The sequence below is a fragment of the Acinetobacter sp. ANC 5378 genome, from assembly GCF_013004315.1.
Classification (GTDB): domain Bacteria; phylum Pseudomonadota; class Gammaproteobacteria; order Pseudomonadales; family Moraxellaceae; genus Acinetobacter.
Genome location: NZ_JABERK010000068.1, coordinates 1 through 18,619, shown reverse-complemented (window position 1 = coordinate 18,619; position 18,619 = coordinate 1). Strand labels below are relative to the sequence as shown.

Annotated in this window: 19 protein-coding genes; 10 read left to right on the top strand and 9 right to left on the bottom strand. The window is 39.9% G+C overall.

Annotated elements, in window-relative coordinates; all coding sequences use genetic code 11:
- Positions 1 to 391: 391 nt before the first annotated feature.
- The 7 genes from HLH16_RS13600 to HLH16_RS13570 form a co-directional block, all read right to left on the bottom strand.
- Positions 392 to 829: a 2-amino-4-hydroxy-6-hydroxymethyldihydropteridine diphosphokinase gene (locus HLH16_RS13600; protein ID WP_171529738.1), complete on the bottom strand. Its 438-nt coding sequence runs from the start codon at positions 827 to 829 to the stop codon at positions 392 to 394.
- Positions 786 to 1,166 carry a dihydroneopterin aldolase gene (gene folB / locus HLH16_RS13595; protein ID WP_067726224.1) on the bottom strand — a complete coding sequence of 127 codons (381 nt, stop codon included), beginning with the start codon at positions 1,164 to 1,166 and terminating at the stop codon, positions 786 to 788. Before folB ends, HLH16_RS13600 begins: the two co-directional genes overlap by 44 nt.
- Positions 1,167 to 1,277: 111 nt before the next feature.
- Positions 1,278 to 2,576, bottom strand: a complete 1,299-nt coding sequence (locus HLH16_RS13590; protein ID WP_171529737.1) for an ABC1 kinase family protein — start codon at positions 2,574 to 2,576, stop codon at positions 1,278 to 1,280.
- Between the two features lie 58 nt (positions 2,577 to 2,634).
- The gene (locus HLH16_RS13585) at positions 2,635 to 3,390 is read right to left on the bottom strand and encodes a HesA/MoeB/ThiF family protein (protein WP_171529739.1); all 756 of its coding nucleotides are present in this window, start codon (positions 3,388 to 3,390) and stop codon (positions 2,635 to 2,637) included.
- Positions 3,391 to 3,542: 152 nt separating this feature from the next.
- Positions 3,543 to 5,189 carry an AMP-binding protein gene (locus HLH16_RS13580; protein WP_171529736.1) on the bottom strand — a complete coding sequence of 549 codons (1,647 nt, stop codon included), beginning with the start codon at positions 5,187 to 5,189 and terminating at the stop codon, positions 3,543 to 3,545.
- A 238-nt stretch (positions 5,190 to 5,427) separates the two neighbouring features.
- Positions 5,428 to 6,564, bottom strand: a complete 1,137-nt coding sequence (locus tag HLH16_RS13575) for an acyl-CoA dehydrogenase family protein (RefSeq protein WP_171529735.1) — start codon at positions 6,562 to 6,564, stop codon at positions 5,428 to 5,430.
- 242 nt (positions 6,565 to 6,806) lie between these two features.
- Positions 6,807 to 7,577 (bottom strand): 3-hydroxyacyl-CoA dehydrogenase, encoded by a 771-nt coding sequence (locus HLH16_RS13570; protein WP_171529734.1) that lies wholly within the window; start codon positions 7,575 to 7,577, stop codon positions 6,807 to 6,809.
- Positions 7,578 to 7,732: 155 nt separating this feature from the next.
- Here HLH16_RS13570 and HLH16_RS13565 point away from each other — a divergent pair, with 155 nt between their 5' ends.
- From HLH16_RS13565 to HLH16_RS13550, 4 genes are all read left to right on the top strand, one after another.
- On the top strand, positions 7,733 to 8,755 hold the full coding sequence (locus HLH16_RS13565) for an AraC family transcriptional regulator (protein WP_171529733.1): 1,023 nt from the start codon (positions 7,733 to 7,735) through the stop codon (positions 8,753 to 8,755).
- Between the two features lie 204 nt (positions 8,756 to 8,959).
- Positions 8,960 to 9,313, top strand: a complete 354-nt coding sequence (locus HLH16_RS13560) for a hypothetical protein (protein WP_171529732.1) — start codon at positions 8,960 to 8,962, stop codon at positions 9,311 to 9,313.
- 618 nt (positions 9,314 to 9,931) lie between these two features.
- Positions 9,932 to 10,900, top strand: coding sequence for an aliphatic sulfonate ABC transporter substrate-binding protein (locus HLH16_RS13555; protein WP_171529731.1), 969 nt, complete (start codon positions 9,932 to 9,934; stop codon positions 10,898 to 10,900).
- A gap of 2 nt (positions 10,901 to 10,902) precedes the next feature.
- Positions 10,903 to 11,733 (top strand): ABC transporter permease, encoded by an 831-nt coding sequence (locus HLH16_RS13550; protein WP_171529730.1) that lies wholly within the window; start codon positions 10,903 to 10,905, stop codon positions 11,731 to 11,733.
- 42 nt (positions 11,734 to 11,775) lie between these two features.
- Here the strand turns inward: HLH16_RS13550 and prmC are convergent, their stop codons facing one another.
- Positions 11,776 to 12,594 (bottom strand): peptide chain release factor N(5)-glutamine methyltransferase, encoded by an 819-nt coding sequence (prmC, locus tag HLH16_RS13545; RefSeq protein WP_171529729.1) that lies wholly within the window; start codon positions 12,592 to 12,594, stop codon positions 11,776 to 11,778.
- A complete protein-coding gene (prfA, locus tag HLH16_RS13540; protein WP_171529728.1) occupies positions 12,595 to 13,683 on the bottom strand; it encodes a peptide chain release factor 1 in 1,089 nt (362 codons plus the stop codon).
- A 367-nt stretch (positions 13,684 to 14,050) separates the two neighbouring features.
- On the opposite strand from prfA, the gene HLH16_RS13535 reads away from it, so the two are divergent.
- The 6 genes from HLH16_RS13535 (at position 14,051) to HLH16_RS13510 (ending at position 18,467) form a co-directional block, all read left to right on the top strand.
- Positions 14,051 to 14,482, top strand: a complete 432-nt coding sequence (locus HLH16_RS13535; RefSeq protein ID WP_171529727.1) for a hypothetical protein — start codon at positions 14,051 to 14,053, stop codon at positions 14,480 to 14,482.
- Positions 14,483 to 14,673: 191 nt separating this feature from the next.
- A complete protein-coding gene (locus tag HLH16_RS13530; protein ID WP_171529726.1) occupies positions 14,674 to 15,111 on the top strand; it encodes a hypothetical protein in 438 nt (145 codons plus the stop codon).
- Between the two features lie 191 nt (positions 15,112 to 15,302).
- Entirely contained in the window at positions 15,303 to 15,740 is a 438-nt protein-coding gene (locus HLH16_RS13525) for a YMGG-like glycine zipper-containing protein (RefSeq protein WP_171529725.1), read from the top strand.
- A gap of 159 nt (positions 15,741 to 15,899) precedes the next feature.
- Positions 15,900 to 16,901, top strand: a complete 1,002-nt coding sequence (locus tag HLH16_RS13520; protein WP_171529724.1) for an LLM class flavin-dependent oxidoreductase — start codon at positions 15,900 to 15,902, stop codon at positions 16,899 to 16,901.
- A 175-nt stretch (positions 16,902 to 17,076) separates the two neighbouring features.
- On the top strand, positions 17,077 to 17,484 hold the full coding sequence (yiaA, locus tag HLH16_RS13515) for an inner membrane protein YiaA (RefSeq protein ID WP_171529723.1): 408 nt from the start codon (positions 17,077 to 17,079) through the stop codon (positions 17,482 to 17,484).
- 428 nt (positions 17,485 to 17,912) lie between these two features.
- The gene (locus HLH16_RS13510; protein WP_171529722.1) at positions 17,913 to 18,467 is read left to right on the top strand and encodes an NAD(P)/FAD-dependent oxidoreductase; all 555 of its coding nucleotides are present in this window, start codon (positions 17,913 to 17,915) and stop codon (positions 18,465 to 18,467) included.
- Positions 18,468 to 18,619: the final 152 nt, after the last annotated feature.

The following is an 18,619-nucleotide window of genomic DNA, read 5'->3' as shown; positions in this document are numbered from 1 at the left end:
CAGACGTGCACAGAAAACAGCAATTCAACAACGAAATCTGAATCCTGTGCTTGACTTGGAAATGTCCATATAGGACATTTCTATTTGGTTATTAGGTAGGACATTTCTACTTGGGAATAACAGCTTTTATTATTCATTTAAAATCATTTATTTAACTATGATTAAAGAGCCTAATCTGCAAAGATCGGGCTTTTTAAATGATATATAATGTTCCCTGCTTAAGATTTGATGATTTTTACAATTTTAATCAGTCAAACTCTACAAGCACTCACCTACATGTTGCTATATTTTTTGTTGTTAGAGCCAACTCAAATAATACTTCTAGATTAAAATCATAGTTTACTTAGGCTATTTAAAAACTAGAATCATCTTATAATGAACTTAGTAAAACTTAATCTACCCAATGCACAATTGGAAATTCATGTTTTTCATGTTGAAACTCAACACTCTGCCAAATATCCAGCATTGGAATTTTGACATCAGTTGCGAGAGGTAATTTCTTCGGATTAAATTGCATATGAGACAAGTCTTCTCCCCACGCAATCAGATCCACATCCAAAGAAATTTGATGCGATGGACGTACACGGCCGGAATCATCTTCCATTTTTTTAAGGATGGAAGTCATTTCTTCGACGCTCATTTTACTTTTGAGCAAACACGCCGCATTCCAATAATCTGCACCAACACCATCACGACATGGAATTAAATAAATTTCAGAGAATTGAACCTGTCCAATTTCAGCAATCTGGGCAAATGCCTGCTTAAAATGGTGTTCAGGATGACAATTACTCGCCAGAGCTAAGGCGAATATCGTTTCGGTGGCGTTCAAGACGAATTCCTACAGAATTTGCTTGCGCGATAATGGCAGGCTTACGGATCGTAATCATAATCGATTCAACCGCAGGAAAGGTAGTAAAAAGCGCATTTAGAACAAGCTTTGCTGCATGTTCAATCAATTTTGGCTGTGCTTTTTGAATAACAGTGGCAGAAATTTCGCAAATTTCCGCATAATTCAGCGTATGTTCCAGTTCATCAGAATTAGAAGCCTGTTCCAAACTGGTCTGGATGGTCATATCAAGCATTAAAGGCTGAATGATTTGACGTTCCCAATTGAAACATCCCACCACTGTTTCGACCTTCAAACCTTCAATGATAATTGCATCCATGTTTTTACCCTTTACTGACTTTGATTTTTGAATCTCCTTAACATTCTTTTAAAAAAAGAAAAGTCCCTCTTTTATAAAGAGGGATTTTAAGGAGATTTTCAAACTAATAACTTAGTTTTTTAACAACACATTCGGATCAAGAGTTTGCACCATTTGCAGTCTTTGGTCTGCATAAATATCGGTATACGGTGCAAGAATGCGCATAAAGCGATCGAAATACAGCATTTGTTTAAACAGCAAGGCAAAATCGCGTGGGAAGCGAATACCATGACGCTCACCTACGCCAACCATATCCATCATGATGTCATTTAAATCTGCTGGATTTGAAGTGAGTAATTCTTGTGGATCGGCAAGTAATACCCCACTAAATAGACGTTCCAAATCCGCTGCCAGAACTTGAGTATCAATTTTCTTGTCAGTCATGCCCATTTTCAGCATGTTTTCTGCCATCAAGTTGTAATTGGTTTTTTGCAGTGCATCCATAAATGCGATACAGGCTGTCCACACTTCAGGATTAAGCTGACCGACAATACCAAAATCGATAAAACCGACACGACCATCTTCAAGCAGCATCAGATTACCTGCATGCAAATCGGCATGGAAACTGTTACACATCATCAAGCTACCGAACCAGGTATTCATGGCAGTAATCAGTACTTGTGATGGATCTTTAGATACTTTTTTTACTACATCAAAATCAGTCAAAGGCACACCATACAGGCGCTGCATGGTCAGTACACGACGGGTTGAATATTGATGATAAACTTTGGGGGCTGTGGCTCTTGAGTTTTGAGTCACATTCAGATAATTGACAAAATCATCCAGATTTTGCGCTTCTTCAATAAAATCGACTTCACGCACCATTCGGGTCTTAATTTCATCAACAATATCGGCAAGTGATGCAAACTTTACTTTCGGTACGGCTTTTTCTAAAACTTTGGTTGCCCAATGCAATACATTTAAGTCGGTATATAGAATAGTTTCTACACCTGGCTTTTGCACTTTAATCACCACATCTTCACCCGTTACAAGTCTAGCTGCGTGAACTTGTGCAATAGATGCTGAAGCTAAAGGCTTTTCGTCAATCGAGGCAAAGATTTCATCTAAATTTCTACCTGCAAATTCAGAGGCCAAAACCCCTTGCACATAGCTAAATGGCAGAGATGGTGTTTGATCTAAACAGCCCTGAAATTCCTCAACATATTCACGTGGGAATAAAGACGGTGTACTGGCAATAAACTGCCCAAGTTTAATATAGGTTGAACCGAGCGATTCAAAAGTTTCACGCATCAATTTTGCGTTACTTGGTTTTTCTGTGGCGTATTTAATGCCGGCTTTTGCTGCAATGACAGCTGTTTCCCCCACACGGGCAACTGAACGCAGGCCATCTAACCAGATATTGTTTTTCATAATGTCAGCTTAGAATTAAATTGTAGTGAGTGTAGCAAAAAAATATTGCTTTGCAGGTCTATCTTGCCTGACAGATTGGACAATCAGTATCTTTTTCGAAAGCAAGTAAACGTTGCTTCATGCTTAAACCATCCCAGAGCATCAGTTTTTGCTTCAGTGGTGTTTTGCCTAGTCCCAAATAAAGTAAAGCATGATGGGCCTGCAAGCTGGCCATAACATTCGGGGTCGTGGCTAATACCCCTGAATCTGCACAGCGCAGGTTTTCATTGGCATGCTGTTCTTTGGGAAATAGACATTCATAACAGGCAGACTCGCCTTCCACCATAAACAGTTGTCCCTGAAAACCAATTGCGGAAGCACTGATTAAAGGCACACCAAATTGCTGGCAGGTCTGATTGACGAGGTAACGTGTAGTGAAATTATCACAGCCATCCAAGATTAAATCTTGAGTTGAAATGAGTTGTGCTGCATTGCTTTCATCCAGTTTTACCGTTTGAGATTCAACACGGATATGCGGATTAATTTGTTTTAGACGTTTAGCCAGTATTTCGGATTTATAGAAACCAATATTTTCTTCCACATAGGCTATTTGTCGTTGTAGATTACTCATTTCAATGGTATCGGCATCGATTAAGGTAATTTGCCCCACACCTGCACGAGCTAGAAGTTCTGCGGTTGCACAACCGATTCCACCGCAACCGACAATCAGAACATTGGCAAGTTTCAGTTTTTCCTGTGCTTCAATGTCCCAGCCATCAAGAAGAATTTGCCGGCTATACAGATGCATTTCTGCGTCACTTAACTCTAGATCCATATCTACATCGGTCACTTGGCAATCCCTGTCGACTAATATTATTCATTTAAGTTCAGGATGAATTATAGTTCAAAATGATGATTAAAGAGGGCTAAATAAAAAAAGCACCCTTTCGGGTGCAAGAGCATGGAACTTTTAAAACTAGAATTGGTTTAACTGACTTTTTGAATTCCCTGTATTTTGGCAATTTCCTGTTGCTTGAGTAAATTGCGTTGAATTTTGCCACTAGAGGTTTTAGGTAAACCTTCTACAAATTCAATCTCCTTCGGATAAGCATGCTTCGATAAACGCGAACGCACATATTCCTGAAGCTTACGACTTAATTCATCTGAAGCTGAAAATTTCGGTTTAAGGACTACAAAAGCTTTGACCACTTCGGTACGTTCTGGATCTGGCTTACCAATGACTGCAGATTCCAAAACTTCTTCACATTCCAGTAAAGTGCTTTCAACATCGAAAGGGCCCACACGATAACCTGACGTTGTAATGACATCGTCAGCACGACCAATGAAATCCACCCCGCCAAATTCATTTAATTTAACGGTATCACCGGTTAAATAATAATGACCAACAAAGGATTTAAGGTTATGTCCGTCATAACCTTTAAACCAGGCCAATGGTGATTGTGAATTATCAATCGCCAGTGTTCCAATACCGCCTTTTTCGACTTCCTGATGATCTTTATTCAATACTGCAAAGCGATGTCCCGGAATGGCATAACCCGCTGAACCGACTTTCTTTTCATGTTCCAATGCATGATGATTGGCAATCACCATCCCCAGTTCAGTCTGTCCATATTGATCATAAATATTCACATTTAAATCATGGTTAAACCAGTGAATCACTTCCGGGGTTAAAGGCTCACCTGCACTACTCACCACACGTAAATGTTCTTTAATTGAGGGATCAAATTTTTCCTTGAATCCAAAAAACATCCGGAAAGCGGTTGGTGAACCGGTTAAATTACTGACTTTATATTTTTGAATCACTTGCACGGCATTATCTACACTAAACGCACGTTCATCCATAATAATGCTATGCCCCAAGCTTAAAGGTCCGGTAATACCGTAGTACAAACCATATGCCCAACCTGGATCCGCCAGATTCCAGAAAGAATCTTGTTCACGCAAATCCACGGCATAGGTCATATAACCTTTAAATGCCAGCACCGCTTTTAAAGGAACAGGAACTGATTTGGCCAAACCTGTAGTACCTGAAGTAAACATCATCAGGAAATCATCTTCAAAAGTTTGCATCACTGGTTCAAAAGTTGAAGATTGCTTGGTCAGTTCTGTCCAAAAATCATCATCTTGATGACTTAATGTATTACTTTGATGTACCGTTAAAATATGCGGTACAGCCACACCATTCAGTTTTAGACGCTGTTCGTCATTGGTCACAATCAATTTTGTTTTAGCGGTATTGATACGATGTTCAATGGCTTTTGACTCAAATGCAGTAAACAAGGGCTGATAAATTGCACCCATGCGCCAGGTGGCTAGAATTGTAATCAGTAATTCAGGTGTACGCGGTAATAATCCGGCAATGCAATCACCTGCTTTTAAGCCAATTGACGTAAAATAATTTGCCAATTTTCCAGATGCTTCCGCCAACTGTTCGAATGTCCACTCTGCGGAATCGCCATTTTTTCCTTCCCAGATTAGGGCAGTTTTATTTGAACCAAGATAACGCTCGCAACATTCAACATAGGCATTGACTGACCCAGCTGTACCCACCAGTTGTTCTGCAAGAAAATTATCAAAATTAAATTCTTGATATGCCTGTTCTAATGTCTTCATGACCACAACCTCTCATCCATTCTTTTATTAAACAAAGCTCCTGCTTTGTTGATCCATTTTGCTTATTGTTCTCATTCTAAAAATGCCAAAACACATTCAGCATTTTTAATCTTCTAGCTTCACTATTCACCTAGATAAACATGCTTAATGTCATCCTGCAATTTCCGAATCCATCAAAAAATGTGCAGGATTTGAGCACCCACTAAAGTCTGAAATTTAACCACAGTTAAATCGCTATTTAGATTTTAGTGACTTCACGTGCAATGACTAAACGCTGAATGTCCGAAGCCCCTTCATAAATCTGGCTGACCCGTACATCACGGTAAATTCGCTCTACTGGAAAATCAGACACATAGCCATAACCGCCATGAATTTGAATCGCATCTGAACATACCCGTTCCGCCATGGTGGACGCAAACAATTTCGCCATTGAAGCTTCTTTCAAACATGGCAGCCCTGCATCTTTTAAAGTGGCAGCATGGAAAATCAGTTGTCGTGCCGCTTCAATCTGCGTGGCCATATCCGCCAGACGGAATGCCACGGCTTGATGTTGTACAATCTCTACCCCAAAAGCTTTACGTTCATTGGCATATTCCACAGCAGCATCAAGTGCAGCACGTGCCATGCCGACAGATTGCGCGGCAATCCCTATTCGCCCAGACTCCAGATTAGACAAAGCGATTTTGTAGCCTTCGCCTTCTTTGCCTAATAGGTTTTCGGCAGGAATACGACAATTTTCAAAAATGATGGTTGCAGTATCTGAACAGTGTTGTCCCATCTTTTCTTCAAGACGCGAAACGATATAACCTTCTGTGTCTGTAGGAACGAGGAAACAGGAAATGCCTTTTTTCCCTGCAGCTTTATCCGTCACCGCAAAGACAATCGCCACTTGTGCATACTTGCCTGTGGTAATGAATTGTTTGATGCCATTGAGTACCCAAAAATCACCATCACGTTCTGCCTTGCATTCAAGTGCACCTGCATCTGAACCGGCTTGAGGTTCTGTTAAGCAAAAACATCCCAACCATTCACCTGTCGCCAGTTTGGTTAGATATTTTTGTTTTTGTTCTTCTGTACCGTAGCGTTGGGTAATTCCACAAGGTAGCGAGTTTTGCACGCTGACAATCGTTGAAATCGCCCCATCACCGGCAGCAATTTCCTCTAAAGCAACCACAAGTGAAATATAGTCTAAGCCCGCACCGCCCCATTGTTCGGACACTGTCATGCCTAAGGCACCAAGTTCACCCAGTTCTTTTAATTCTTGTGCGGGAAATTTCGCGGTTTTATCGCGTTCTGCGGCAGTGGGTTTCAGCTTGTTTTGCGAATAATTGCGCAACATATCCTGAACCATCTTTTGTTCATCATTTAAAATCATTGAGCTTCCCTTTCTATATCTATTTTATTCATTTCAAACTTTTTAAAAGTGACTGTATCTGGAGTACATGACGGCGACATGGATGTCACTTGCAAAACTGAGATACAAGGACGTATCTTCAGTTTCACAAAGGATTTTTGTTTCTTTTGATCCTTCAAAAGAAAATGAATGCTTCCGCAGAGCCTTTAAACTCGACAAGTAATTTACAGCTGTATAGAGCTTTATTATTAAAAAAATCTAGCTTACTTAGGCTGCATACGAATCGCGCCATCCAGCCGAATCACTTCCCCATTCAAATAAGCATTTTCAAAAATATGTCCGACCAAATGCGCAAACTCTTCCGGTTTGGCTAAACGTGGTGGAAACGGCACCATCTGTCCCAAAGCATCCTGTACATTTTGCGGCATACCTTTCAACATTGGCGTTTCCATAATGCCTGGTGCAATGGTCATTACACGAATCGCTTCACGTGCAAGCTCACGTGCCAAAGGTAAAGTCATGGCAACCACGGCACCTTTCGATGCTGCATAAGCAGATTGACCAATCTGACCATCAAATGCAGCAACTGAAGCTGTATTTACGATGACACCGCGCTCTTCTTCACCTGCTTTTAATTCATATTTTGCTATCAAATTTGCAGCAAAACGAATCATGTTGAATGTACCGCTGACATTAATATTCAAAACTTTTTGGAACATGACAAAATCATGCATGCCCTCACGTCCAAGTACTTTGGCAGATGGAGCGATTCCAGCACAATTGACCAAACCATTTAATTGACCATACTCTTTTTCAAGATTGTCAAAAAATACTTTTACTGCGTGCTCATCAGTCACATCCAGTTTTACGAAGACTGAGTGCTCACCTAAACGCTGTTGCATTTCCAAACCAAGCTCTTGATTCATATCGACCATAATGACTTTTGCACCTTGACCGACCAAATACGTTGCAGTTGCTGCACCTAAACCTGATGCACCACCTGTCACAACAAACACTTTTCCTTGAATTTTCATTTTATATTCCTGCCAATTCTTTGTATGAACACTCGACTTAAGATGCAGAGTAAATGCAGTTAAGCTAGAGTACAATTTCCAAATAATGCATCCTAAATGATGGATTCGGACAATCCAATCTATCGCACAAATGAACTGAACATGGACATCAGTACATGAATGAACAAGAGTTAAACGACAGCAAAGGAACCATCTCAATCAGTCTTGTCCATGAGGCACTACTGTCTGCCGACCATCAAGGATTGAATACACAGAATATCCTACTCAAATCAGGTATTCCTGTTGAGTTAATGCAATCCAGTAAAGCACGTGTTTCAGTGTCACAATATGCTCAGCTTTGGATTGAACTGGCTGATGCCATGAACGACGAGTTTTTTGGCATGGATAGCCATCCGATGCGTCGTGGCAGTTTTAAACTGTTATCACAATCCGTCATGCATGCCGAAACACTGGAAAAAGCAGTTCAACATATTTTGCAGTTTTTAAATCTTGTTCTGGATGATTTTGTGAGCCAATTATTTGTTCAGGAAAACTACGCTTATATCGTGATTTACGAGCAAAAGCAGACCAAAAGAATGTTCAGCTATGCCACCTATTTAATGCTGATTCATGGCTTGATGTGCTGGTTAAGCGGGCAAAGAATTTTACTCAAGCAGATTCAACTCAAATGCGATTCTCCGCTGGATGATCAGGACTATAAAGTCCGGTTTTGTGAAAACATTCAATACAATAGCAATGAAAACTACATTCAGTTCGATGCCAATTATTTAAACATTCAGATCAAGCAAGATATGCAATCATGGTATCGGTTCATTCAGCAAACTCCACACAATCTATTGGTACGCTTTAAAAATCCGAATGCCATTAGCTCTCAAATACGTAAACACTTAATGAACGTTCCACCTGCTGAATGGTTAGAGCTGAATGAAATTGCACAACGTTTAAATATGTCCGATGCCACCATTCAAAGACGCTTAAAAAGTGAAGGCGTTAGTTATCAACAATTAAAAAATGATATCCGGCGTGATACTGCTATTGAATTTCTCACCAAAACAGACAAAACCCTACAAGACATTAGTGATGAATTAAGCTTTCATGACCCAAGTGCATTTCACCGTGCTTTCAAGAAATGGACAGGTGTCAGTCCGGGGGCTTATCGTCAACATAAAGAGCAGTAAGTGACTTGTATTTACATAGCTTAAAATCATTATTTAATAATTTTTAAAGTTTTCATTGGCTTAAAAAATCGACCCACCATTCATCGAAAGATATTTGCATAAAGCTCCAAAATAGGTTATTTTTCACTCAATTTAAAAGCATAGTTTTATGCTTAACCTGCTGTTCTCCTCCTCGTGGAATCACCTTAAATTAAAGGTTCTGACATGCTTAAGATGATTGATGTACTAGAGCAAAGTTTAGTGCAAAATTTTACTCATTCTCTCAACACTCACACTTCTCAATTTGATGAGCTATTGAATCAAGGTATTTTAAATGCTTCTGATTCTGCCCTTCAAAAATCTGTCATCAGCTTTTTTAATCGTGCAGATGCCATTGAAACAGCTCAGGCACTCGACATCAGCGCAGACCGTATTCAAGCTTTACAAACGGGAACAGCTTTAAAAGATGATCAATATCTTGCAGATACTGCAAAAATTGTGGCACTTTGTTTAGCACTCGAAACGAATATGCTGACACAATTAGAAATTTCTGATTGTTTACAAGATTTTCCGGTATAAATCTGAAGCAAATTAAAAAAAGCGACTCCAGTGAGTCGCTTTTTTTGGCTCAATTTGATAGATCTGAATACAGATCAACACAATATTTCTTTTTATTCATTCGCTTGAAACATGGCATTAACTACCAGCTCTATTTTTTGCTGAATCGGTAGCAGATCAATCACGGTATTTTTAGGCCACTCAAGGCATCAATCAATAACTCCCCAATGATTGCCCCACATATGAAGATAAAAAATATCGAGATATAGCACCCTTCGTTCAAATAATCTTTTATTGAAAATAGTCTTCTATTTAAATGTTGCATTGAGAGAGGAGCTATCGTCGGCATTTTCCCTTAACTAAAAGTATATTTAATGTAATGACAAAGTAATTTCCTTGTGTATCCAATATTTAAAATAAATACTATTTTAATTTTATTCATTCCAATGTATCTTTTTAATATAAAGCAGAAAAAGCTAAAAAATAAATTTTAATTTAATAAAATTCAGTCAGTTAAAATATAAAGTTCAACATATGCAAAATTAAGATAATTTTATAAAAATTACTGTTTTCTCTTTTACCATTAATGACTGGCAATATCAGCTCCCATACAGAATTCTACAATTTTATGGGGTTTATATGTACACTTTCGGTTTTAAAACTAAAATATTATTTACTGCACTTACACTCGGTTTGGGAAGTCAGTCGAGTTTCGCAGCCATCCCGGATACCCTCAAACTGGATTATGCTTACTACGCTCCTACCAGCCTGGTTGTTAAGGAACAAAAACTTTTAGAAAAAGCACTGCCTAAAACTCAAATTAAATGGGTCTTTAGCCAAGGCAGTAACCGTTCACTCGAATACTTAAATAGTGATAGCGTAGATTTTTCATCGACTGCAGGTTTAGCGGCAGCCCTTAGCCGCGCTAATGGGAGTCCGATTAAAACCGTTTATATTCAAAGTCAGCCTGAATGGACGGCGTTAATCGTTGCAAAAAATTCCCCGATTAAAAGCCTAAAAGATTTAAAAGGTAAGAAAATTGCAGCAACCAAAGGGACAGATCCTTTCCTGTTCACCTTACAGGCACTTGAAACTGCCGGCTTGAATAAAAAAGATGTACAACTTGTACACTTGCAACATCCAGATGGTAAAACCGCGCTTGAGCGTGGACAAGTCGATGCCTGGGCAGGTTTAGATCCTTTGATGGCTTCAGCCCAAGTACAATCTGGTGCAAAACTTCTCTATCGGAATGTCGGTTTTAACAGTTACAGCGTATTGAGTACCAAAGAGCAGTTTGCCAAACAAAATCCCAAAGCCATTGAAGCGGTGATTAAAGCCTATGAACAGGCACGTAAATGGGCCAAAGCCAATCCGGATAAACTGGCAGAATTGCTGGCGCGTGAATCCAAGTTGCCTATTGCCGTAGCCAAGCTTCAACTCAGCCGAACCAATTTTGAGCAAAATATACCGACTGCAAAACATATCAATGCCTTAAAAAAATCGGGAACAATTTTGACTGAAGAAGCTTTGGTTCGCCCGGGTATCAATGTCAGTCAAGTGATTGATCAACTCTTTGATGCAAAATATGCGCAGAAGGTTGTGAAGTAATCATGAGTTCGACTCTAACAACCAAGCAGGCGCAGATTAAACCTGAAGTTGAGAGCGCCACACCTCCTCGCTTGCTTAGATTCATAAGCAAGCTTAAAGGGCTAGTCATCCCTGCTTTTGCAATCATCCTTTGTGAAGTTTTAGTGCGTAACGGCTTTATAGCACCCTACTTGCTCCCAGCACCCAGTAGCTTATGGCAGTCTTTAGTAGAATTATCTACAGGCGATTTGTGGCTGCATATATGGACCAGTACTTGGCGGGTATTTTTAGGTTTCTTTATCGGCAGTGGTCTTGCGCTGGTTTCTGCCATTCTGGTCGGTTTAAACAAGCAAGCTGAAGAATTTTTAGAACCTTCTTTCTCAGCACTTAAATCGATTCCAAGTCTGGCCTGGATTCCACTTTTACTTTTATGGTTAGGCATTGATGAAACGTCTAAAATCACCTTGATTGCAATAGGTGCATTTTTTCCGACCTATACCAATACCGTTGCCGCCATTCAGGGTGTAGACCGCAAACTGATTGAAGTGGCACAAGTGTATCGTCTGAAATATTTTCAACAAATTAAAGAAATTATTTTACCTGCCGCTTCACCCGGTATTTTAACCGGTTTGCGCAACAGCTTAAGTCTGGCCTGGATGTTCATGATTGCAGCCGAACTGATAGCCGCAACCCAAGGGATCGGCTATTTACTCAGTGATGGACGGGAAACTTCTCGACCTGATATTGTCATTATTGCGATTATCTTATTGGCCATTTTAGGAAAAATAACCGATAGTTTAATGAAACTTGCTGAAAACTGGCTATTACGCTGGCGGGATGTAGTCAAAAAATAAAGCACTTTTAAGCGCTTTATTTTTAAATCGATTACTTTTCAGCTATCTTGAACAGCCAATCGTCACACGATTATTGCCACCGTAATCTTTGATGGTTTGAATATCTTTATAGCCATATTTTTTAAACAGTTGATACACTACACCAGCTTGATCATAACCATGCTCAAGTGCAATCCAGCCATTGGCGGTTAACCACTTTTTACCGTTTTGAATAATAAATTCAATATCAGCCAGCCCATTATTGCCTGCAACCAAAGCACGACGAGGCTCTGCCGCCAAACCCTTAATGTGTTTATCCTGAGGATCGATATATGGCGGATTCGATACAATCACATCAAAGAACTGGTTTTTTTCTAACGCTTTAAACCAACTACCACATGAGAATTTCACATGATTCAAATCATGCTTATCCGCATTAAATTTTGCAATTTCTAAAGTTGGCGCATAAATATCTGTTGCTGTTACTTCCCATTCAGGACGTTCACTGGCAAGTGATAAAGCAATTGCACCTGTGCCCGTACCCAAATCAACGATACGCGCATCTTCAGGCAAGTCCAAATGTAAAACCGATTCCACCAGAACTTCAGTATCTGGACGCGGCACTAAAGTGTCTTTGGTCACTTTTAAATCTAGCGTCCAAAATGGCTGTGAACCTGTCACATACGCTAAAGGCTCGCCATCTTCTATTCGGTTTAAACCATCAATATAAGCTTGTTCTTGCTCAGCTGTCAGTTGCTGATCCTTTTTCATGATCAAATCAAAAGAATCAATTTTGGTGATATGTTCGAGCAACCAAGCATTTTCTTGGCGTTCATAACTTTCTGCTTCACCACGTAAGGCCAAAGCCTGTGCAATATTCAATTAACCACCATTCTGTTGTGCAAGCATTGCTAACTGATCCGCCTGATATTCGCGGTGTAAACTGTCGAGCAATTCGGTTAAATCACCTTCCATCACGGCATCTAACTTATATAAGGTTAAGTTAATACGGTGGTCGGTCATACGTCCTTGCGGATAGTTATAGGTACGAATACGTTCTGAACGGTCACCAGAACCGACCAAGTCACGGCGCATTTCAGACGTTGCCGCATCGGCAGCCGCACGTTTGGCATTTTCCAAACGTGAAACCAGTAAAGCCATGGCTTTGGCTTTGTTTTTATGCTGTGAACGTTCATCCTGACATTCTACGACCGTACCCGTTGGAATATGGGTAATACGTACCGCAGAGTCAGTTTTGTTAATGTGCTGACCACCGGCACCCGATGCGCGGTAAGTATCAATACGCAGTTCAGATGGATTGATTTCAACCGAGGTATCGACATCCACTTCTGGAAGAATCGCAACGGTACATGCAGAAGTATGGACTCGACCTTGAGACTCAGTTGCAGGTACACGCTGTACACGGTGTGCGCCACTTTCAAATTTCAAGCGGCCATATACGCCTTCACCATTAATCAGGCAAATGACTTCTTTATAACCGCCATGCTCACCTTCATTTTCAGAAAGGATTTCGAGTTTCCAGCCCTGAGTTTCAGCGTACTTGCTATACATGCGATATAAATCGCCAGAGAAAATCGCTGCTTCATCACCACCGGTTCCGGCACGAATTTCCAGATAGGCCGAGTTGGCATCATTCGGATCTTTCGGAATCATCAGAATGTTTAAGTCAGATTCAAGCGCTTCGATTAAAGCTTTATTCTCTTTAATTTCTTCTTGTGCCATTTCCTTAAAGTCAGGATCAGACAACATGGCTTCAGCAGTTTCAATGTCTTTTTCAGCTTGGGTGTACTTTTTCCAAACTTCGGTGATTTCCGTTAAGTCATTATGTTCACGCGAAAGTTGACGAAAGCGTTTGTTGTCAGAAATGACTTCTATATCCGCAAGCAATGCGTTTAATTCTTCATGACGGTCAGAAAGTTGATCTAATCGTAAACGTAACGATTCTTTCATTTTGCAAAATATCTCAATACAAAGGCTATCTCCATGCCTTATATGACATAGATCAGCGCAAAAAAATTGTGCCTAGTGTAACGATTCTAAGGGTTAAATGACATAGATATTGTGGGGACAAAACCACATATAAAAAGGGATTTTTTTAAGATGGGATCCAAATCCGTTCTCGTTTCATTTATATTCCCCTTATAAATGTTTATTTTATGAGCGCTTTTCGACATTGTTAATATAACTTTACAAAGCAGACACTAAACACCACAACTCTGTTTGCTCGTCTCCACATTTCTCGAAAATCTTTTTGTTACATTTGCTGCATCGAAATAACTGACTGACAACGTCCGCTTTTTTGGACACGGAGTTAACTATGAAACTGAATGCATTATTATTAAGCGCAACTTTAGCTGCATCATCAATGATGGCAGTTAATGCTCATGCCGACAATTCAACTCGTATTGCTGCAACTTCTGCTTTAGGTAGTGTCGCGGGTACTGCCCTTGGTAAACAAATGGGTGGTAATACTGGTGCAATGATCGGTTCTGCAATTGGTGGTGCTGGTGGTGCTGCAGTTTCAGCAGATCGTCGTAATCGTACCGGTGCTGCAATTGGTGGCGGTCTAGGCGGTGTAGGCGGTTATGCAGTAGGTAAAAACATGGGTGGTACTACTGGCGGTTATATCGGTTCTGCATTAGGTGCTGCCGGTGGTTCAGTTTTAGGTAAAAAAGTATCAGAAGATCGTCGCGCTGACCAACGTAAATACAAAAAACACTCTAAAAAATATTATCGCAGCCATCGTTAATACACGATCTGTTGACACAACAAAAAAGCACCTTCGGGTGCTTTTTTCGTTTATTGCACTTATTACTTGTTAATTATGGATAAATTTGGAAGAGAAAAATACAAGCGATTAACAAGCTATCCATCTTCAATGCAATGCTTTGTCCTATCTTAGACTCAAGAGATAACAAAAGATTCCCACTGGAGTTCACCATGAAATTTAATTCAATTTTATTTGCTACAGTCATTGCAACTTCTGCTATTGCGACGACAGCAACTTATGCAGGCAATAGTACCAATGTTGCTTTAACCTCTGCGCTTGGTAGCGTAGTGGGCACTGCAGTGGGCAAACAAATGGGTGGCAATACTGGTGCCATGATTGGTTCTGCTCTTGGCGGTGCAGGTGGTGCTGCAGTTTCAGCCAATAAACGTGACCGTACTGGTGCTGCAATCGGTGGTGGTTTAGGTGGTGTGGGTGGTTACACTGTCGGTAAAAGCATTGGCGGTACAAATGGCGGCTATATCGGTTCTGCTTTAGGTGCTGCCGGTGGTTCACTACTCGGTAAAAAAGTCAGTGAAGATCGTCGTTATGATGATCGTACAGACCGCCGTTATAATAGCTATAACAACCGTCGCTACAATCGTCGTTAATATTCAGATTAAACTTTTAAAGCACCTTCGGGTGCTCTTTTTTACTTTTTAATCATAATGATCAGTGACTAATTATGAATAAATCAGGAAGAAAAAAAATACAAACCAGTAACAACTCATCCATCTTCCTTTCCACATTTTTTATTACATTTAACGCAAGAGATAACAAAAGCTTCAAAAAGGAGTTTGCCATGAAATTTAATTCAATCATTCTTGCTGCTGTAGTGACTTCATCTGCTTTAACAATGACTACAGCCAATGCAGGTAATACAACAAATACAGCCTTAACTTCTGCCCTAGGGGGTGTCGTCGGTGCCGCAGTCGGTAAACAAATGGGTGGTACCACGGGCGCAATGATTGGTTCCGCTATTGGTGGTGGTGCAGGTGCTGGTGTTGCTGCTAACAAACGTGACCGTACTGGCGCTGTGATTGGCGGTGCGTTGGGTGGCGCGGGTGGCTATACCGTAGGTAAAAACATGGGTGGCACCAATGGTGGTTATATTGGCGCTGGCTTAGGTTCTGCCGGTGGTGCAATCTTGGGTAAAAAAGTCAGTGAAGACCGCCGTTATGATGATCGATATGATCGCCATGACAATGGCCGCCATTTAGGCTGGAACAAACACCGTTAATTCCAAAGATTCAATTTAAAGCACCTTCGGGTGCTTTTTTTATTTAAATGCTGCAATTACTTAATTCATACCCACAACCCTAATATATCGAAAAAAAACGATATACAAACTCACTCAGTCATCGTATGCTTTTCTTAGATATCATACTTGAGAAAACCAATGCGTTCATTAAAAGACATCCAATTTTCAATACTTGAACTTGCACCCGTCCGTGATGATAAAAGCATTCAATTTTCACTGCATCATGCTTTGGAAGTAGCACAAAAAGCCGAACAATTAGGCTACAAACGTCTGTGGCTTGCAGAACATCATAATATGGACGGCATTGCCAGTTCAGCAACGGCTGTTTTACTGGGTTATATCTTAGCGAATACTACGACTTTAAAAGTCGGTTCAGGTGGCATTATGTTGCCTAACCACGCTCCTTTGGTGGTTGCAGAACAATTTGGTACTTTGGCAACCCTTTATCCGAATCGTGTTGAACTCGGTTTAGGACGTGCCCCAGGTACAGATCAGGTCACCATGCGTGCATTACGCCGCGGTCGCCAGGAAACTGAAGATCAGTTTCCACAAGATGTACTGGAAATTCTGCAATACTTTAAAGAACCACTACCGCATCAACGTATTATTGCAACACCGGGACAAAGTACCCATGTTCCAGTGTGGCTTTTAGGTTCAAGTTTATTTAGTGCACAACTAGCGGCAAAATTAGGACTTCCCTATTCATTTGCCTCACATTTTGCGCCACGCATGCTCGATCAAGCGATCAAACTCTATAGAGAAAACTTTGAACCTTCTGAATATCTGGATCGCCCTTATGTTTCCATGGGTGTTCCAACTGTGGTTGCTCAGACAGATGAAGAAGCTCAATATCTAGCCACCAGTGCCTATCAACGTGTATTGGGTTTAATGCGTGGACAAAGCTTAAAGCTCAAAGCCCCTGTTGCAACCATGGAAGGACTTTGGTCACCTGCAGAAAAAATGTCAGTCGACAACTTCTATGCGATGGCACAAATTGGTTCAGCAGAGACGGTCAAGGCCGGTTTAGAAAAGCTTCTAGAAAAATATAATGTTGATGAATTCATTTTTACTTGTGACATTTACGATACAGATAAACGTATTCAGAACTTTGAATTATTAATGGATATCAAAAATTCTTGATCCTTTTAAAATCCTCAATAGCACCTGTATAGGTGCTATTTTTTTATATCAATGCCCATTCAGCTGGTCATTTTATCTATTTTATGCTGATTCGATCGGACAACATTTGCGATCTTGTTTAGCTTAGACATAATAACTGTATAAAAACAATCCAATACAAAAAATGGAAAATAGGATGAATCAATATATTAATAAACCTAGCTCTGCATTTATTGCTGTAAGTTGGGTTGCGCTTATCACGGGTGTAGCTGCATATATCATCGGCTTGTTTAACGCGTCAATGTTGCTCAATGAAAAAGGCTACTATTTAATCCTGATTTTATATGGCTTATTCGCCGCTGTATCTTTGCAAAAAATTGTCCGCGATAAACTTGAAGGCATTCAAGTGACTGTGATTTATTTTGGACTTTGCTGGGTTTCAATTATCATCTGCATCGCATTGCTTGCCATTGGTTTATGGAATGCCTCACTTGAATTAAGTGAAAAAGGGTTTTATATCATGGCATTTTTACTGAGTTTATTTGGTGCAGTTGCGGTTCAAAAAAATATTCGCGATTTAGACTATCTCAGAACACATACCTAGCCACCAAGTGTCCCCAATTATTCCAATACACAATTTCAACCTATAGAACATGATGAGGAAAAAAACTAAGCTTTTATAAGCATCATGAATAAAAATAAGACTTGTTCTTTCATGGCAGGTCTTTATTTTTTATGAGTTCACAACTAAAAAACTATGAAGATAAAGCAGATGTGAATCACTATGCCATAGTGAATTTTCCAGGATGTAAGGAAAATCAAATTAGAGTCATCGCAACGATTAATATTAAATTATTTCATCCTAAGCACATAACAGCCTAAATCATAAGCAAAAATTAATCCACATTCGAAACAATCACATAGTTGCGATGACTGACCAGAGTTCAAAAAAATCTTTACCAAAAGTTCCAACTTGGATATACCAAAGAGTAGAACCAACCGCGACAAAGTAAAACAAGAAAGGATATGTAAATGGTTAACAAGAAAAAGAATCCATTGGATGGCTTCTTTCAAAATACGCCCGATTTTTTCCAGAACTTCAAAGGCAAAATTGTTGCCGCTGAAGATATTAAACTGTGTGATTTTTCCAATTTAAATGTGGCTATTGTGGGTGCAAACCAAATGACCGTGACGCATTTAGATCAAATTTGTAATCATGCAAAATCGGTTAAAATATTTCAAATTGCACCGCATTTTATTTTGCCACACACAGAAAAAGGCATTCATAAACTGCTTTCACATCCTTTAATTATTAAAAATCGCCGCTTATTTAACAATCGCGTCAAATCATTATTGGCTATTCGCTATCTTGAATCACAAATGAAAGACAACTGGTTAAAACGTCAGTTAATGCCCAACTCGGCCAGCGAAAATAAAGTGTTCTTTAAGTCAGATACTTACTATGCAGCATTACAGCGTGAAAACTGCAAGTTAAGTACCTGGCCGGTGGTTAAAATTACAGAACAAGCGGTACAAAGCATGGAAGGCATTGAACACTTGGTGGACGTAATTATCACGACCTATTAAGTTTTGAGCATAAAAAAGAGGCGGATATACCACTGCTGTCCCATAGTTTGATTTAAATAAAAAAACCTGAGTCCGAACAGTTAAAATATGAGTGCAAACAAACACTTTAACGACCAGGATTCAGGTTTTGTCACATCAGAATACCGTATTTC

Coding starts and splice junctions, on each gene's coding strand:
- HLH16_RS13560 (WP_171529732.1), top strand. CDS start 8,960: ATGCTTAAGATGATTGATGTACTAGAGCAAAGTTTAGTGCAAAATTTT.
- HLH16_RS13530 (WP_171529726.1), top strand. CDS start 14,674: ATGAAATTTAATTCAATTTTATTTGCTACAGTCATTGCAACTTCTGCT.
- HLH16_RS13550 (WP_171529730.1), top strand. CDS start 10,903: ATGAGTTCGACTCTAACAACCAAGCAGGCGCAGATTAAACCTGAAGTT.
- prfA (WP_171529728.1), bottom strand. CDS start 13,683: ATGAAAGAATCGTTACGTTTACGATTAGATCAACTTTCTGACCGTCAT.
- folB (WP_067726224.1), bottom strand. CDS start 1,166: ATGGATGCAATTATCATTGAAGGTTTGAAGGTCGAAACAGTGGTGGGA.
- HLH16_RS13510 (WP_171529722.1), top strand. CDS start 17,913: ATGGTTAACAAGAAAAAGAATCCATTGGATGGCTTCTTTCAAAATACG.
- HLH16_RS13525 (WP_171529725.1), top strand. CDS start 15,303: ATGAAATTTAATTCAATCATTCTTGCTGCTGTAGTGACTTCATCTGCT.
- HLH16_RS13535 (WP_171529727.1), top strand. CDS start 14,051: ATGAAACTGAATGCATTATTATTAAGCGCAACTTTAGCTGCATCATCA.
- HLH16_RS13580 (WP_171529736.1), bottom strand. CDS start 5,189: ATGAAGACATTAGAACAGGCATATCAAGAATTTAATTTTGATAATTTT.
- HLH16_RS13585 (WP_171529739.1), bottom strand. CDS start 3,390: ATGGATCTAGAGTTAAGTGACGCAGAAATGCATCTGTATAGCCGGCAA.
- HLH16_RS13575 (WP_171529735.1), bottom strand. CDS start 6,564: ATGATTTTAAATGATGAACAAAAGATGGTTCAGGATATGTTGCGCAAT.
- HLH16_RS13590 (WP_171529737.1), bottom strand. CDS start 2,576: ATGAAAAACAATATCTGGTTAGATGGCCTGCGTTCAGTTGCCCGTGTG.
- HLH16_RS13565 (WP_171529733.1), top strand. CDS start 7,733: ATGAATGAACAAGAGTTAAACGACAGCAAAGGAACCATCTCAATCAGT.
- HLH16_RS13520 (WP_171529724.1), top strand. CDS start 15,900: ATGCGTTCATTAAAAGACATCCAATTTTCAATACTTGAACTTGCACCC.
- yiaA (WP_171529723.1), top strand. CDS start 17,077: ATGAATCAATATATTAATAAACCTAGCTCTGCATTTATTGCTGTAAGT.
- HLH16_RS13555 (WP_171529731.1), top strand. CDS start 9,932: ATGTACACTTTCGGTTTTAAAACTAAAATATTATTTACTGCACTTACA.
- HLH16_RS13570 (WP_171529734.1), bottom strand. CDS start 7,577: ATGAAAATTCAAGGAAAAGTGTTTGTTGTGACAGGTGGTGCATCAGGT.